14 protein-coding genes are annotated in these 13,739 nt (G+C 72.4%); 5 read left to right on the top strand and 9 right to left on the bottom strand.

Annotation, left to right across the window (positions count from 1 at the left end; all coding sequences use genetic code 11):
* Nucleotides 1-50 precede the first annotated feature (50 nt).
* Together ACWEVS_RS05495 and ACWEVS_RS05490 are read right to left on the bottom strand one after the other, a co-directional pair.
* Complete coding sequence (locus tag ACWEVS_RS05495) at nucleotides 51-701, bottom strand: response regulator transcription factor (protein WP_354921016.1); 651 nt, start codon at nucleotides 699-701, stop codon at nucleotides 51-53.
* Nucleotides 698-1,876: a sensor histidine kinase gene (locus ACWEVS_RS05490; protein WP_452413107.1), complete on the bottom strand. Its 1,179-nt coding sequence runs from the start codon at nucleotides 1,874-1,876 to the stop codon at nucleotides 698-700. The genes ACWEVS_RS05495 and ACWEVS_RS05490 overlap by 4 nt, the downstream gene beginning before the upstream one ends.
* A 210-nt stretch (nucleotides 1,877-2,086) precedes the next feature.
* Here ACWEVS_RS05490 and ACWEVS_RS05485 point away from each other — a divergent pair, with 210 nt between their 5' ends.
* Both ACWEVS_RS05485 and ACWEVS_RS05480 read left to right on the top strand, forming a co-directional pair.
* Nucleotides 2,087-2,992 (top strand): NADP-dependent oxidoreductase, encoded by a 906-nt coding sequence (locus ACWEVS_RS05485; protein WP_452550088.1) that lies wholly within the window; start codon nucleotides 2,087-2,089, stop codon nucleotides 2,990-2,992.
* 105 nt (nucleotides 2,993-3,097) lie between these two features.
* Entirely contained in the window at nucleotides 3,098-3,568 is a 471-nt protein-coding gene (locus tag ACWEVS_RS05480; protein WP_354921007.1) for a rhodanese-like domain-containing protein, read from the top strand.
* Between the two features lie 180 nt (nucleotides 3,569-3,748).
* Here the strand turns inward: ACWEVS_RS05480 and ACWEVS_RS05475 are convergent, their stop codons facing one another.
* Genes ACWEVS_RS05475 through ACWEVS_RS05465 form a run of 3 tightly spaced genes read right to left on the bottom strand, consistent with a single transcriptional unit; the run spans nucleotide 3,749 to nucleotide 6,088 of the window.
* Nucleotides 3,749-4,666, bottom strand: coding sequence for an aminoglycoside phosphotransferase family protein (locus ACWEVS_RS05475; RefSeq protein ID WP_452550086.1), 918 nt, complete (start codon nucleotides 4,664-4,666; stop codon nucleotides 3,749-3,751).
* A 19-nt stretch (nucleotides 4,667-4,685) separates the two neighbouring features.
* Nucleotides 4,686-5,564, bottom strand: a complete 879-nt coding sequence (locus ACWEVS_RS05470; protein WP_354921004.1) for a 1,4-dihydroxy-2-naphthoyl-CoA synthase — start codon at nucleotides 5,562-5,564, stop codon at nucleotides 4,686-4,688.
* An 11-nt stretch (nucleotides 5,565-5,575) separates the two neighbouring features.
* Complete coding sequence (locus tag ACWEVS_RS05465; RefSeq protein ID WP_354921001.1) at nucleotides 5,576-6,088, bottom strand: PadR family transcriptional regulator; 513 nt, start codon at nucleotides 6,086-6,088, stop codon at nucleotides 5,576-5,578.
* A 67-nt stretch (nucleotides 6,089-6,155) separates the two neighbouring features.
* Here ACWEVS_RS05465 and ACWEVS_RS05460 point away from each other — a divergent pair, with 67 nt between their 5' ends.
* Together ACWEVS_RS05460 and ACWEVS_RS05455 are read left to right on the top strand one after the other, a co-directional pair.
* On the top strand, nucleotides 6,156-6,707 hold the full coding sequence (locus tag ACWEVS_RS05460) for a hypothetical protein (RefSeq protein WP_452550085.1): 552 nt from the start codon (nucleotides 6,156-6,158) through the stop codon (nucleotides 6,705-6,707).
* Entirely contained in the window at nucleotides 6,704-7,972 is a 1,269-nt protein-coding gene (locus tag ACWEVS_RS05455; protein WP_452550082.1) for a carotenoid oxygenase family protein, read from the top strand. Before ACWEVS_RS05460 ends, ACWEVS_RS05455 begins: the two co-directional genes overlap by 4 nt.
* A gap of 20 nt (nucleotides 7,973-7,992) precedes the next feature.
* Here the strand turns inward: ACWEVS_RS05455 and ACWEVS_RS05450 are convergent, their stop codons facing one another.
* On the bottom strand, nucleotides 7,993-8,334 hold the full coding sequence (locus tag ACWEVS_RS05450; RefSeq protein ID WP_354920993.1) for an ArsR/SmtB family transcription factor: 342 nt from the start codon (nucleotides 8,332-8,334) through the stop codon (nucleotides 7,993-7,995).
* 76 nt (nucleotides 8,335-8,410) lie between these two features.
* Here ACWEVS_RS05450 and ACWEVS_RS05445 point away from each other — a divergent pair, with 76 nt between their 5' ends.
* Nucleotides 8,411-8,581, top strand: coding sequence for a DUF3073 domain-containing protein (locus ACWEVS_RS05445; protein WP_452550080.1), 171 nt, complete (start codon nucleotides 8,411-8,413; stop codon nucleotides 8,579-8,581).
* Between the two features lie 172 nt (nucleotides 8,582-8,753).
* Here the strand turns inward: ACWEVS_RS05445 and ACWEVS_RS05440 are convergent, their stop codons facing one another.
* From ACWEVS_RS05440 to ACWEVS_RS05430, 3 genes are read right to left on the bottom strand one after another with little or no spacing between them, the layout of a single operon-like run.
* Nucleotides 8,754-10,163 carry an MFS transporter gene (locus ACWEVS_RS05440; protein WP_452413101.1) on the bottom strand — a complete coding sequence of 470 codons (1,410 nt, stop codon included), beginning with the start codon at nucleotides 10,161-10,163 and terminating at the stop codon, nucleotides 8,754-8,756.
* Nucleotides 10,160-11,047 (bottom strand): alpha/beta fold hydrolase, encoded by an 888-nt coding sequence (locus tag ACWEVS_RS05435; RefSeq protein ID WP_452550078.1) that lies wholly within the window; start codon nucleotides 11,045-11,047, stop codon nucleotides 10,160-10,162. Before ACWEVS_RS05435 ends, ACWEVS_RS05440 begins: the two co-directional genes overlap by 4 nt.
* A gap of 2 nt (nucleotides 11,048-11,049) precedes the next feature.
* Complete coding sequence (locus ACWEVS_RS05430; RefSeq protein ID WP_452550076.1) at nucleotides 11,050-13,707, bottom strand: AAA family ATPase; 2,658 nt, start codon at nucleotides 13,705-13,707, stop codon at nucleotides 11,050-11,052.
* Nucleotides 13,708-13,739 lie beyond the last annotated feature (32 nt).

Genomic DNA, 13,739 nt, shown 5'->3' with positions numbered 1-13,739 from the left:
TAATGGGGCGAATATATCGGCGGGGAGGTTGCAGGCCGCTTGAAGAACGCTTAACGTCCCGGTACGGCCAGCCCCGTCTCGTAGGCGACGATGACGGCCTGGACCCGGTCGCGCAGGCCGAGCTTGGTGAGCACGTTGCTCACGTGCGTCTTCACGGTGTGCTCGCTGACGACCATCTCCGCGGCGATCTCGGCGTTCGACAGGCCGCGGGCGATCAGCGCGAGCGTCTCCTGCTCCCTGGTGGTGAGGACGGCGAGCCGTTCCGGCGAGACCGCCGTCGCGGCCGGGCGCGAGGTGAACTCGGCGATCAGCCGGCTGGTGACGGTGGGGGCCAGCAGCGACTCCCCGGCGGCGACCACGCGGACCGCGCTGACCAGGTCGTCCCTGCGCACGTCCTTCAGCAGGAACCCGCTGGCGCCCGCCCGCAGCGCGTCGTAGACGTAGTCGTCGAGGTCGAAGGTGGTGAGCATGATGACCCTGGTCTCCTTGCCCACCAGCCTGGCCGCCTCGATGCCGTCCATCCTGGGCATCCGGATGTCGAGCAGCAGGACGTCGGGCCGGTGCTCGCGCACCAGCGCGACGGCCTCGACGCCGTCGCCCGCCTCGGCCACCACCTCGATGTCGGGCTGGGCGTCGAGGATCATGCTGAACCCGCCGCGCACGAGCTCCTGGTCGTCGGCCACCACTACCCTGATGCTCATCGGCGCACTCCTTGCCTGACGTGGTCCCGATCGGGGGTGAGCGGGAGCCGTACCGAGACCTCGAAGCCCTGACCGCCGGCGCGGGGGCCGGCGCTCACGGTGCCGCCGCAGGCGGCGGCGCGCTCGCGGATGCCGATGAGGCCGTTGCCGCCCGAGGGTAGCGCCAGGCCCGCGCCCGCGCCGTCGTCGGCGACGTCGAGCGTGAGGGCCTCGTCGCTCCAGCGGAGCGTCACCTCGGCGCGGGAGGCGCCGGCGTGCTTGACGACGTTGGTGAGCGACTCCTGCGCGATCCGGTAGACCGCCACCTCGGCGTCGGGCCGCAGCGGGCGCGGCGTGCCGTGCACCTGGAGGGAGACCGGCAGCGGCACCTGCGCGACCAGCGCGGGCAGGTCGGTGATCGTGGGCTGCGGGGCGCGCGGCCCCTCATCCTCCTTGAGCACGCCGAGCATGCGGCGCAGCTGGGCCATCGCGTCGCGGCCCGCGGTGGCGATGGCGTCGAAGGCGGCCTCGGCGCGGGCCGGGTCACTCCTGACCACGACCGGCCCGGCCTCGGCCTGCACGACCATCAGGCTGACCGCGTGCGCGAGGATGTCGTGCATGTCGCGGGCGATCCTGGCGCGCTCGCGTTCGGCCGCGCGTTCGGCCTCCAGCGTCCGCTCCCTTTCCAGCTGTACGGCACGCTCCTCCAGCGCGGCGGCGTAGGCGCGGGAGGTGGCGGTGGCCCTGCCGATCGCGTAGGCGGCGACGGCGCACACGGTGCCGCGCACCGCGGTCTCCGACGAGCCGACCAGCGCGATGCCGCCGACCAGGGTGGAGACCAGCATGGCCACCCTGGGCCAGCGGGAGCTGTAGGCGGCGACGGTGTAGAGGCAGACGAGGGAGGAGTACCAGATCGGCTGGGAGGGGAGCGCGTCGGCCAGGTCGTAGAAGGGGACCGGGCAGATGCTCAGCACCAGCGTGGCGACGGGTGCCCGCCGCCGCCAGACCAGCGGCACCGCGGACGCGACGACGACCACGTAGCCCCACCAGTGCCACGCCCCGCTCGTCCACCGCTCCCCGAAGAACGGTGAGAGCTGGACGGCCAGGACGAACGCGGCCAGCGTGAGGTCGACCTGCAGCGGGGGAAGGGCGCGGAAACGCGCCTTCAGGCGGGCGATTTGCGGCAGATCTGACACGGTGTCCAATCTTCCTCCGTTCCGGGAGTGCTGCAGGCCATGGTCGGCCATGCGAGGGCGCGGGCGGATCGCCGGTGGGAGCGGTCCGCCCTCGCTCTCGAGAGGGATCCGGTACGGCGGCAGCGCTCTCCGCCATCCCGGGGATGGAGTTGACCTCAAGTTTGGTTGAGGTTGCACAGTGATCTCACCGAACACGAGGAGTTGATGACGATGAAGGCAGCGGCATTCGCGACCCCCGGCGGGCCCGAGGTGCTTCAGGTGATGGAGATCGAGACCCCGCAGGCGGGTCCCGGCCAGGTGAGGGTGCGGGTCAAGGCGGCGGGCGTGCAGCCGTACGACGCGGCGGTGCGCGCCGGATGGACCCCGCCCGGTGTGAGCGGCGACCTGCCGCGCGTCCCCGGCAACGAGTTCGCGGGCGTCGTCGACCAGGTGGGCGTGGACGTCACCGGGTTCGCCGAGGGTGACGAGGTGCTCGGCTTCTCCCTGCTGAACAGCTACGCGGAGTACATCGTGGTGGGCGCCGACCAGGTGGCGCACAAGCCCGCGGAGGTGCCGTGGGCCGTGGCGGGCAGCCTGACGGCCGGCGTGCAGACGGCGGAGCTCGCCCTGGACGTCCTCGACCTGCGGGAGGGCAAGACGCTGCTGGTGCACGGGGCGTCGGGCTCGGTCGGGACGGCCGCCGTGCAGATCGCCCGCCGGCGTGGTGTGACGGTGATCGGCACCGGCAGGGAGGAGAACCACGCCTACCTCCGCTCGCTCGGCGCGATCCCCGTCGCCTACGGGGAGGGGCTGGCCGACAGGGTCAGGGCGCTCGGCCAGGTGGACGCGGTGCTCGACGGGGCCGGCGGCCACGCGCTCGAGGTGTCCCTGGAGCTGGTGAAGGACCGCGCCAGGATCGTCACGCTGGTGGAGCACGGGAAGGCGGCCGAGCTCGGGGTGCAGCTGGTGAAGGCGGGCCGGACGGCCGAGCGCCTGGGCAGGTACGCGGAGCTGATCGCGAAGGGCGGCTTCAGTTGGCTGGTACGCCGTACCTTCCCCCTCGGCCGCGCGGCCGACGCCCACCGGGAGATCGAGTCCGGGCACGGCAGGGGGAAGCTGGTCATCGAGATTCCCTGAGATGGCGGAATCTTAGCGGTAGGCGGCTTTCCCGCCACTGTCTCGGGGGCGGTGTCCGCAGCCACCATGGGTGCGTACCAAGCGGTCCGAGAAAGGAACCACCCGATGTCCGTTGTTCCCGCCGTCCCCGCCATCGGCAACGCCGCGGACAACGCCGCGGCCCTCGCCCACTTCGCGGCACGGCTCGCGTTCGAGACCGACGTGTCCGACGTCGCGGCCGACCTCGCGGGCCAGGTCCCCGGCGTCGTGGTCGTCGACTCGCGGAGCGAGGCGAGCTGGGACCAGGGCCACATCGAGGGGGCCGTCCACCTGCCGACCGCCGAGATCGCCGCCAGGGCCGCCGACCTGGTGCCCAGGGACGCCACCGTGGTCACCTACTGCTGGGGCCCCGGCTGCAACGGCGCCACCAGGGCGGCGCTGGAGTTCGCGAAGCTCGGCTACCGGGTGAAGGAGATGATCGGCGGCTTCGAGTACTGGGCCCGCGAGGGCTTCCCCGTGGCGACCGCCGCCGGCGTGACCAGGAACCCCGTCGACCCGCTCACCGCCCCGGTGTCCGGCATCGCCTGCGCCTGCTGACGGCTGGGGACCCGGACCGGTCTGGCGCCCCCGGCTGGAAGAACGGCGGCCGGGGGCGATCATGGTTCTACCCCGTCCGCGGTGCGTCAACCACCGAGATCACCTGTTGCCGGTGTCTCCTTCCCGAACGGCCCCGCGCCGGGCGCGCTTCGCCTGCCGGACCAGCGGCGCCGTCGCGGGTCAGCGGCTCAACAGGGCCGCGACGATCGCGATCTCGTGCTGGTTGACCCGGAGCTCGCCGTCCTCCAGGGACCACAGGCCGTTCTGCAGCAGCCGGCCGAGCGTCCACCCGAGCGCGCGCTCCCGCTCCAGCCCCAGCCGCTCGACCATGAGGTCGAACCGCCTGAGCACCGTGCGCCGCACGTCCGCGGCGGGCCACCGGTTGCGCAGCGCCGGCATCAGCTCGAAGCCGGGGTCACCCACCAGCGGCTTGGGATCGATGGCGAGCCACGGCTCGCGCGCCGCCGCCAGCACGTTCTCGTAGTGCAGGTCCCAGTGGAGCAGCCGGTCGCCAGGCTCCCCGGCCAGCTCGCGCACGGCGGCCGCGCCCCGCTCCAGCCACACCCGGTCGTCCGGGTGGGCCCCGGGCAGCAGGCCGGGCGCGTCCTCCAGCATGCGCGCGGCGATGTCACCGAGGGTGCGGACGCCGTCGGGGCCCTGGTGGGCGACCAGGCGGGCCAGCAGGTCGGCGAGGATGCCCAGCGCCTGCTCGGCGTCGGGCAGGTCGTCGAGCGAGCGGGCGCCGTCGAGGCGTTCGAGCAGGAGGGCGTTGGCCTGGTGCGGCGAGGTCGGTGAGGGGACGGTCGCGTCGTCGAGCAGGTGAACGATCCCGTCGCCGGCCCAGGCGCGCAGGCCGGGGGCCTCGCCGACGTTCTCGCCGGTCGCGGGCTGGAGCTTCAGCGCGGCCGGGGTGCCGTCGGCCTGCCGTACGGGGATGACGAGCGCCACGACACCGTGCATCGGGGCGCCGTCGGGGCGCAGGCCCCAGCGGTCGAGGAAGTGCCCGGCCAGGCCGGGCAGGTCGGCCGTCCACTCGGGCCCCGCGTCGTCGGCGTAGGCGAGGTGGTGGGCGGCGAGCTCGGCCGGGACCTCGATCATCGGAAGCGCCGGGGGGCCGTCAGAAGTGCCAGGGGAACGGTGACCAGTCGGGCTCGCGCTTCTGCAGGAAGGAGTCGCGGCCCTCGGCGGCCTCGTCGGTCATGTACGCGAGGCGGGTGGCCTCTCCCGCGAAGACCTGCTGGCCGACCAGGCCGTCGTCGATGAGGTTGAAGGCGTACTTCAGCATGCGCTGCGCGGTGGGCGACTTGCCGTTGATCTTGCGGGCCCATTCGAGCGCGGTGGACTCCAGCTCGGCGTGCGGCACGACCGCGTTGACCATGCCCATCCGGTGGGCGTCGGCGGCGGAGTAGGTGTCGCCGAGGAAGAAGATCTCGCGGGCGAACTTCTGGCCTACCTGGCGGGCCAGGTAGGCCGAGCCGAAGCCGCCGTCGAAGCTGGCCACGTCGGCGTCGGTCTGCTTGAAGCGCGCGTGCTCGGCGCTGGCGAGCGTGAGGTCGGACACCACGTGGAGGCTGTGGCCGCCGCCGGCCGCCCACCCGGGGACCACGCAGATGACGATCTTCGGCATGAAGCGGATGAGCCGCTGCACCTCGAGGATGTGGAGGCGACCCGTCGAGGGGGTGCCGTCGGCGTACTGGTAGCCGTCCTTGCCCCTGATGCGCTGGTCGCCGCCCGAGCAGAACGCCCAGCCGCCGTCCTTGGGGGAGGGGCCGTTGCCGGTGAGCAGCACGCAGCCGACGTCGGTGGTCTGCCTGGCGTGGTCGAAGGCGCGGTAGAGCTCGTCGACGGTCTGCGGCCGGAACGCGTTGCGCACCTCGGGCCGGTTGAAGGCGATCCGGACGGTGCCCTGGTCGACGGCCCGGTGGTAGGTGATGTCGGTGAAGTCGAAACCCTCGACGACCTGCCAGGCCTTGGGGTCGAACAGCTCGGAGACCATGGCTCAAGAGCCTAACGGATCTGTTGCTCGGCCCACTCGGCCCACTCGCGCTGGGTCTCGGTGAACCGCAGGCCCCACTCCAGCACGATCCTGCCGTAGACCGACAGGTTGTCGTCGCCCGCCTCGACCATCGCCCTGATCTCCTGGAGGGACGCCTGCCGCGCGGCGGCGACGGCGGCCTGCTCCCGGACGAAGGCGCGGGCCTCCTCCGGGGAGAGCTGTCCCAGGAAGAAGACGCGCAGCAGCAGGTCGCTGCGCCCGCCGTGGGTCGGCTGGACCTCCGTCATCCAGTGGCGCAGCTCGGCCGTGCCCTCCTCGGTGATGGCGTACTCCTTGCGCCCGCGCGGTCCTTCGGCGGTGACCGTGATGAGGCCGGTGTCGGCCAGCTTGCCGAGCTCGCCGTACAGCTGGCTCTGCGTGGCGGGCCAGACGTTGGCCAGGGAGATGTCGAACAGCTTCATCAGGTCGTATCCGCTCGCGGGTCCCTCTGCCAGGAGCCCGAGCACCGCGTGTCGCAAACTCATATTCCTATGTTGACATATCGGGAGAGGAAGTTCTAGCTTCGACCTGTCTATATAGGAAGGTCAAAACATGCGTGCCCTGATCGGATTCCTGCCCTGGATCGTCTACGCGGTCATCGCCACCGGCGACCAGTGGCGCTACGGCGCCATCACGGGGCTGGCGATCGCCGTCGTCCTGGTGCTGTGGGACCGGCGCTCGGGACGGGCGTGGGACGAGATCGTGATCGAGACCAGCGCGGCCGTCTTCTTCGCGCTCATCACCGCGATCTCGTTCATCTGGCCGCACACCGAGCTGGTGAAGTACGGCCCGGCCCTGGTCAACGTGTGGCTCGCGGGCACCGCCTGGGGCTCGCTGGCCATCGGCAGGCCGTTCACGCTCGGCATCGCCAAGACGATGGCGCCGCCCGAGGTCCACACGCTGCCGGTCTTCTACCGGGTCAACGCCGTCATCACCGCGGTGTGGGCGGCCTTCTTCACGATCGCGGCCGTGGCGTTGACCGTCGTGCTGGCGCTCGACCCGCACGCCACCGCCCTGGTCATCGCGATCAAGGTGCTGACCTTCGTCCTGCCGACCCTGTTCACCGTCCGCTACCCGAAGATCGTGGAGGCTCGCCACTCATGACCACCTACCTCGAAGGCCACCTCGCTCCCGTTCCCGACGAGATCGACGCCGTGGACCTGCCGGTCACCGGCGTGCTGCCCGAGGAGCTGACCGGCCGCTACTTCCGCAACGGCCCCAACCCGAAGCCGGGCGTCGACCCCGGCAGCTGGTTCACCGGCGACGGCATGATCCACGGGGTACGGCTGCGCGACGGCCGCGCCGAGTGGTACCGCAACCGCTGGGTCCGCACCAGCAGGTTCACGCACGACGCGCCCTACGTCACCGAGCGCGGTCCCGACCGGGCGGCGGTCCAGGCCAACACCCACGTCATCCACCATGCCGGCAAGATCCTCGCGCTGGTCGAGGCGGGCTTCCCGTACGAGATGAGCGGCGAGCTGGACACGGTCGGACCGTGCGACTTCGGCGGACGGCTGACCACCGGCATGACCGCGCACCCCAAGGAACTGGACGGCGAGCTGCACTTCTTCGGCTACGGCGTCGTGCCGCCCTACCTCACCTACCACCGCCTCGACAGCGCGGGCGAGCTGGTGGAGAGCAGGGTCGTCGAGGTGCCGGGCCCGACGATGATGCACGACTTCGCGGTGACCGAGCACTACGTGGTCTGGCTGGACCTACCCGTCGTCTTCGACATGGAACGGCTCGGCAGGGGCATGCCGTTCAGCTGGAGCGACGCCTACGGCGCCCGCCTCGGCGTGATGGACAGGGCGGGCGGCACCCGGTGGTTCGAGGTGGACCCCTGCTACGTCTTCCACGTCGGCAACGCCCGCGAGGACGCCCAGGGCAGGGTCGTCCTCGACGGCGTCCGCTACTCCCGCGAGGGCTTCGCCAAGACGTGGACGATCATCGGCGGCCAGGACGACCCCACGCCGCGGGCCGGCGTCGCGCTCCTGCACCGCTGGACGCTCGACCCGGCCACCGGCGCGGTCAAGGAGGAGCAGCTGGACGACCGCAGCGTGGAGTTCCCCACCTTCAACGAGGACCGGCTCGGCCGCGCCAGCCGCTACCTCTACGCGGTCACCGACGGCGAGCTGGTCAAGTACGACCTCGAGCGCGGCGCCGGCACGGTGACCCCGGTGGGCGGGCACGCCGGCGAGGCGGTCTTCGTGCCGAGGGCGGACGCCCGGGCCGAGGACGACGGCTGGCTGATGTCCATCGTGGACGACAGGCTCCTCGTGCACGAGGCGACCGACCTGCACGAGGTCGCCGCCGTACGGCTGCCGCGTCGTGTCCCCGCCGGCTTCCACGGCAGCTGGATCGCCGACTAGCCCACCGCGCGGCCTTCGCCCTAGCCCACCGCGCGGCCTTCCGCCCTCAGCTCCGCCAGCAGCTCCCCCTGGTCGGCGAGCATGTCGGTGAGGATGCGCCGCGCGTCGATGAGCAGATGGGCCACGTCTGGACTGGACAGTGCGTAGACGACGGTCGCTCCGTCACGGGTGGCGCTCACGATCCCGGCTCTGCGGAGGACTGCCAACTGCTGTGAGAGGCTCGATGCCTCGACTTCGATCTCGGTGAGCAGATCGCGGACCGGTCTGGGACCCTGCCTGAGGAGTTCTAGCACCTGGATGCGCACGGGATGCCCGAGCGTGCGGAAGAAATCTGCCTTGGCCTGGTACAGCGGAACGGGCATGCAACTATCGTAATATAGCGAGTTGCACAATTCTTCAACTTGATAGGATGATGGCGGGCATCGAGGGAGTGGAGCCATGGGGCGAGGCAGAGCCAAGGCGAAGCAGACGAAGGTCGCTCGCGAGCTGAAGTACACCAACCACCACATCGACTACGAGCGCCTGCGCGAAGAGCTCGGCGCCGAGTCGCCACGGGATGACGCGGCGACCGCGGAGCAGTCGCACGACTCCGCGGCTTCCTCCGGCTGAGTCTCGGCTGAGTCTCGGCACGGCAGAACGGGCGGTCGGCAGGGCATCGGCCAGGTGCGACCGCCGCGACGGGCGGATGACGGGCGATCAGGCGTGGTCGCCCGCACACGGGCATCACCACAGGTGGCGAGCGCGCTGACGCTCGCCGTCCTGGTCACGGGGGCCGGTCGCGCTACGCGCGTGTGGCGTGCACCCGGTCCTCGGCCGCGATGCGCTTCGCCGTACGGTCGGCGCTGGCAGTGGCCCACGTGCCCGTCGTGAGGCAGCCGACCAGCAGGACGGCGGCGCCGCAGCCGGCGATGATCCACCAGGCCACGTCGTTGTCGGCCGGTCCCGTCGTGGCGATGACCGACCCGATGACCGCGACACCCAGTGACATGCCGATCTGGCGGCTGGTCGAGGTGATGCCGGCGGCGACGCCCGCCTGCTCGCGCGGCATACCGGACACGGCGGTGTTCGTGATGGGCGCGTTGACCAGGCCGAAGCCGATGCCGAACAGGACGAACGCGGTGAACATCAGCGCGACGCTCTGCGCGGCGCCGAACCCGGCGAACAGCACGCCGCTGCATGCCATGGTCAGGCCCGCCAGCAACGTCGGCAGCCGGGGGCCGCGGGCGGCCACGATCCGACCCGACAGCGGCGCGGACACCAGCGTCATCGACGCCATGGGAACCATGTAGAGACCCGCGTGCAGCGCGTCCAGGCCGCGCACCTCCTGCAGGTACAGCGTGTTGAGGAACAGGAACCCGCCCAGGGCCGCGAACGCGCTGACCGCCAGGACGGTCGCCCCGCTGAACGGCGCGCTGCGGAAGAAACGCAGGTCGATCAGCGGCTCCACCCGGCGCCGCTCGTAGGCCACCAGCCCGGCCAGCGAGAGCGCGGCGAGCGCGAGGCAGCCGAGGATGAGCGGCGAGGTCCAGCCCTCCGCGGGGGCCTCGATGATCCCGAACGTGAGCGAGCCCAGCAGCACGATCACCAGCAGCTGCCCCACCGGGTCGAACCTGCGCGCCCGCGGCGCCTTGGACTCGGCCACGAACAGGGCGGTCAGGATCATCGCCGCGACGCCCAGCGGCAGGTTGAGCCAGAAGATCGAGCGCCAGCCCAGCGTCTCCGTCAACAACCCGCCGGCCAGCGGTCCGGCCGCCATGCTGATGCCCGCCACACCACCCCAGACGCCGATGGCCCTGGCCCGCTCGCGCGGATCGGTGAAGACGTTCGTGATGATCGACATCGCCACCGGGTTCAGCATCGACCCGCCCGTAGCCTGGACCATCCTGAAGACGACCAGCCATCCCATGCCGGGCGCCAGGCTGCACAGCAGCGAGCCGAGCGTGAACAGCAGCAGGCCCGCCTGGAACACCCGGCGCCGGCCCACCCTGTCGGCGGTGGAACCCGACAGCATGAGCAACGAGGCCAGCACCAGGGTGTAGGCGTCGACCGTCCACTGCAGGTCGGAGACCGAGGCGTCGAACTCCTGCCTCATGGACGGCAGCGCCACGTTCAACGCCGTGTTGTCGAGGCTGACGATCAGCAGGCTCATGCAGCAGATCGCCAGCACCAGCATCCGGCGGTGATAGCTCACCTTCGCACAGTAACCGTGTGCGCCAGGATCGCGTCGGCCAGGGTCCCGTGCACCGGCGGGGCGAGCATGTGCCCCATGCCCTCCACCGTCACCAGCTCCGCGCCGGGGATCTCCGCGGCGATGAGCGCGCCGTGGCCCGGCTTGGCCGGCTCGTGGGTGCCCTCGATGACCAGCGTGGGCACCTTCACCGTGTGCAGGACACCCGCCGGTTCGAAGGTCATGTCCGCCGCCGCCGCGAGCCGGTGGTTGGCCAGGGCGGACAGGTCGAGCGCCCGGTCGTGGAGCCGCTCGGCCTGGCGGCGCTCCTCGTCCTCGTCGAAGGGCAGCCCGCCGCCCGACAGGACCCTGGCCTCGGCGATCTGGAAGTCGATCTGCTCGGCCCTGGTCGCGGGCGGCGCGGTGGTGATCATCTTCCGGTAGAACTCGACGAAGGCGGGGGCGGGCGGCGGCAGGCTGCCCTCCGGCTGCTCCTCGCCCATGAGGGCGCGCATGATGGTCATGCCCTCCTGCCGGCCGAGCGGCGAGGAGCCGATCACGGTCAGCGTGGTCACCCGCTCGGGGTGATCGACAGCGATCCACTGGGCGAGCAGGCCGCCCGCCGAGTGCCCGACGATGTGCGCCGACTCGATCCCGTGCGTGTCGAGGACGGCGAGCGCGTCGTCCTTGAGGTCACGCCAGGTGTAGGGGTCGCTCGCGAAGTCGACGGTCCTCGACCGGCCGGTGTCGCGGTGGTCGTAGCGGATCACCCTGCGGCCACCGGCGGCCAGACGGCCGACGAACGCGTCGGGCCAGCTCTGCGGGCCCTGGGACATGGAGCCCGCGATGAGCAGGACGGGCGGGTGGGCGGTGTCGCCGAACTCTTCGGTCCAGATCGTGTTTTGCATGGCTAAAGCTTCTCGTCCGGCGACTCGCCTGCCATCCGTAGGACTACTAGTGCCAGTTCGGTACGTGAGCTGACACCGAGCTTCGGATAGATCTTGTAGAGGTGGTACTCCACGGTGCGCGGGCTGAGGAACAGCTGCGCGGCGACCTCCTTGCTGGAGGCGCCCGCCGCCACCAGCTTGGCGATGCGCAGCTCCTGCGGGGTCAGCGCGGCGAGCGCCGCGGGCTCGGATCTGGCCCGGGTCTCGCCCGCCGCGCGCAGCTCGTCGCCCGCCCTGCGCGTCCACGGGTCGGCTCCGGCCCGCTCGAACGTCTCCATCGCGTAGCGCAGGTGGGCCCGCGCCTCTCCTGGGCGCTGCAGCCTGCGCAGCCGCTCGCCGTACAGCAGGGCGGTCCTGGCCCGCTCGAAGCCCTCGGGGTGCAGGCCCATGGCCTCGTCGAAGGCGGCGTCGTCGCCGAGCAGCGCCCTGCACCTGGCCAGCAGCGCCCTGGCCGAGGGCGTGCGCGCCTCGGCCGCCCAGCGCTCGTAGGCGCTCAAGGCCGCGCGGGCCGCCTCCAGCTCGCCGCAGCCGACCGCGGCCTCGACCCTGTCGGGCGTCGAACGCCACACCGCCGTGGGATGCCCGGTCGCGACCAGCCCGGTGAACCGGTCGTGGGCCGCCGCGTGGCGTCCCAGGCCCAGGTCGAGCAGGCCGAGCGCGTAGCGGGCGATGCTGGCCCGCATGCCCAGGCGATGCGGGATCGCGATCGCCAGCGCCTCGTGGGCCAGGCGGGCGCAGTCGTCCTCCCGCCCCTGGACGGCGGCGACCGCCGCGAGGTTGGCCAGGTGGGCGGCGACCGAGTTGGTGTATCCCGCCTCGCGGGCCAGCTCCAGGCCCTCCTCGGCGATCGCCGCGCTCAGCGCGAACCGGCCCTCGATGCGCTCGGCCGTCGCCACGAACTCCAGCACCACGGGCAGCTGACCCACCATGCCCGACACGCGTGCGGTGCGCCCCGCCCTGGTGGCCAGCTCGGTCGAGACGTCGGCCTCGCCCAGGTAGCTGGCCGCGGCGGCGGCCCACAGCAGCTGGGCGGCCTCGTCGAGCTCATCGCTTCGGCTCAGCGCCCTGCGCAGCATAAGCGTCCCGGCGGCCCGGTCGCCGGCGAGCGTCGCGCCGATCCCGGCCACCGCGTCGCGCACGAAACCCTCGGGGAAGGACTCGGCCCGGCGGCCGAGCGCGACGATCGCCTCGACGTCGCCCACGTAGGAGGCGGCCTCGGAGGCGTCGGCGAGCATCTCCAGGGTCTCGCCGCCGGACAGGATGCGAAGCGCCTCGGCCGCGTTGCCGGAGTTGAGCTCGAACCGGCCTCTGAGCTGGGCGAACTCTGGCCGGTCGGCGAGTGATCGGGCCTCGGCCAGGCAGCTTTCCGCCTGCCCTGGCCGGCCGCCGAGCCAGGCCGAGGTGGCCGCGGCGGCCAGCCGTACCGCGCGCCGCTCTGGATCGGGGGTCAGCTCCGCGGCCCGCACGAGCGTCGTGGCGGCGTCGGCGTAGCCGCCGCGCGCCCTCGCCCGCTCGGCCGCGGCGGCCAGCTCAGCGGCGACCGCCTCGTCCTGGCCGACCGTCGCCGCCGCCCGGTGCCAGGCCCGCCGGTCAGGATCACCCACCTGTACGGCAAGCGCCCGGTGGACCTCGCGCCGGAGCGCGGCATCGGCGTCGGCGTGGACGGCCGACCTGACCAGCGGATGCCTGAACCTGATGGCCGTGTCGACGCTGACGAGCCCCGCGGTCTCGGCGGCCCGCAGCGCCGGCTCCCCGCTGCCCGCGGCCTTCAGCACCACCTGAAGGTCGCCCCTGCCTTCCAGCGCCGCGAACAGGAGCAGCCGCCTGGTGTCCTCGGGCAGCCGCCGCACCTGCTCCCCGAAGATGCCCGCGCCCACCGGCAGCGGCTCGGGCAGCGGGGCGGTGCCGGCCAGCTGCGCGGGCGTCAGCAGCTCGACCGTCTCGCGCAGGGCCAGCGGGTTGCCGCCGGTCAGCTCGACCAGGCGCGCCACCACCTCCCTCGCCGGCCGGGCCCGCGCGGCGAGGAGCGTGCCGGCGCTGTCCTGGTCGAGCCCGCCCAGCGGCAGCTCGGGCACGCCAGGAGTGCGCGTCTCCCCTCGTACGGCCAGCAGCATCGCGATGCGCTCGCTGCCCAGCCGCCTGGCGGCGAACAGCAGCGCGGCCGCCGAGGCCTGGTCGATCCACTGGAAGTCGTCGACCACGACCAGCAGGCCGTCGGGCACCGCCGCCTCGATCAGTAGCGACACGACGCCCGCCGCCACGAGGAACCGGTCGTCGCTGCGGGCGGCGGACAGGCCGAGCGCCCCGGCCACCGCGTCGCGCTGCGGCTCGGGCAGGGCGTCCAGATCGCCCGTGACGGGGTGGAGGAGCTGGTGGAGCGCGGCGAAGGCGAGCCCGCTCTCGCTCTCGGTGCCGGTGGCCTTGAGGACCCTCAGCGGGCCCGCCTGGCGTTCAGCCTGCTCGACGAGGGCCGACTTGCCGATGCCGGCGTCGCCGCGGACGACGAGCGCCTGGCCCTGGCCCTTGCCCGCCGCGTCCAGCAGAGCGGTGATGGCGGCCTGCTCGGCGGCTCTGCCGTACAGGGTGTCCGTCTGGCGGATCCGCTTGTCTGTCTCGCGCACCCGCCCGAGCCTACGAGCAGGCGCGGGGCCGC

Source organism: Nonomuraea sp. NPDC003754, from assembly GCF_053605785.1.
This window is presented reverse-complemented; position numbering and strand designations above follow the sequence as displayed.

What these genes read in the sequence shown, in the direction of transcription:
- ACWEVS_RS05465 (WP_354921001.1), bottom strand. Translation starts at nt 6,088, where the DNA reads ATGAGTTTGCGACACGCGGTGCTCGGGCTCCTGGCAGAGGGACCCGCG.
- ACWEVS_RS05470 (WP_354921004.1), bottom strand. Translation starts at nt 5,564, where the DNA reads ATGGTCTCCGAGCTGTTCGACCCCAAGGCCTGGCAGGTCGTCGAGGGT.
- ACWEVS_RS05455 (WP_452550082.1), top strand. Translation starts at nt 6,704, where the DNA reads ATGACCACCTACCTCGAAGGCCACCTCGCTCCCGTTCCCGACGAGATC.
- ACWEVS_RS05475 (WP_452550086.1), bottom strand. Translation starts at nt 4,666, where the DNA reads ATGATCGAGGTCCCGGCCGAGCTCGCCGCCCACCACCTCGCCTACGCC.
- ACWEVS_RS05495 (WP_354921016.1), bottom strand. Translation starts at nt 701, where the DNA reads ATGAGCATCAGGGTAGTGGTGGCCGACGACCAGGAGCTCGTGCGCGGC.
- ACWEVS_RS05435 (WP_452550078.1), bottom strand. Translation starts at nt 11,047, where the DNA reads ATGCAAAACACGATCTGGACCGAAGAGTTCGGCGACACCGCCCACCCG.
- ACWEVS_RS05485 (WP_452550088.1), top strand. Translation starts at nt 2,087, where the DNA reads ATGAAGGCAGCGGCATTCGCGACCCCCGGCGGGCCCGAGGTGCTTCAG.
- ACWEVS_RS05445 (WP_452550080.1), top strand. Translation starts at nt 8,411, where the DNA reads ATGGGGCGAGGCAGAGCCAAGGCGAAGCAGACGAAGGTCGCTCGCGAG.
- ACWEVS_RS05450 (WP_354920993.1), bottom strand. Translation starts at nt 8,334, where the DNA reads ATGCCCGTTCCGCTGTACCAGGCCAAGGCAGATTTCTTCCGCACGCTC.
- ACWEVS_RS05460 (WP_452550085.1), top strand. Translation starts at nt 6,156, where the DNA reads ATGCGTGCCCTGATCGGATTCCTGCCCTGGATCGTCTACGCGGTCATC.
- ACWEVS_RS05480 (WP_354921007.1), top strand. Translation starts at nt 3,098, where the DNA reads ATGTCCGTTGTTCCCGCCGTCCCCGCCATCGGCAACGCCGCGGACAAC.